Annotated in this window: 2 protein-coding genes; both read right to left on the bottom strand. The window is 45.0% G+C overall.

Annotated elements, in window-relative coordinates:
- Positions 1–209, bottom strand: a 209-nt coding sequence (gene coaE / locus R7040_RS28760) for a dephospho-CoA kinase (protein WP_318097936.1), incomplete at its 3' end; no start/stop codon positions are given.
- The coding region (locus R7040_RS28755) for an A24 family peptidase (protein WP_318097935.1) at positions 210–564 on the bottom strand (355 nt) is incomplete at its 5' end. It lies immediately after the preceding gene.

Below are 564 nucleotides of genomic sequence, written 5' to 3'. Positions count from 1 at the left end.
TTGGCACGCTCTAAGGTGTTGTCGTCATGCGTAATGTGTTGACCAAAATGTTGAATGATTGCATTTAACCCGGGAGTTCCAGGTTCGACGACTTCTGTTGCGACAATGTCTGCATCGACACTATCAATTTTAAACTGCTGCTTGAACAGATTCGCTACGGTAGTTTTACCGCTGGCGATACCACCCGTTAAGCCTATTACCAAAGCCATTTACACCCCTAAAATTGACGTGAAGTACCAACTTAGAATTTGGTCGCCCCAGATTAAGCTTACCCATCCTGCAATCGCTAAATATGGGCCGAAAGGGAAAGCTCTCTCTATACCTTGTTTTTGTAGTCGTAACTGAACGAGCCCGAATATCACACCGACGACGGAAGAAAGTAGGATGATCATTGGTAATGATTGCCATCCTAGCCAAGCGCCAAGGGCAGCCAGCAATTTAAAATCACCGTAACCCATCCCTTCTTTACCAGTAAGCAGTTTGAAACCCCAATATACTGACCAAAGACACAAATAACCGGCAATCGCACCAATTACGGCGTCTTGTAGACTAACAGGGGTTATT

Source organism: Vibrio sp. 1069 (genome assembly GCF_033340555.1).
The sequence above is the reverse complement of the archived record's forward strand: the minus strand, read 5'-3'. Positions and strand labels throughout refer to the sequence as shown.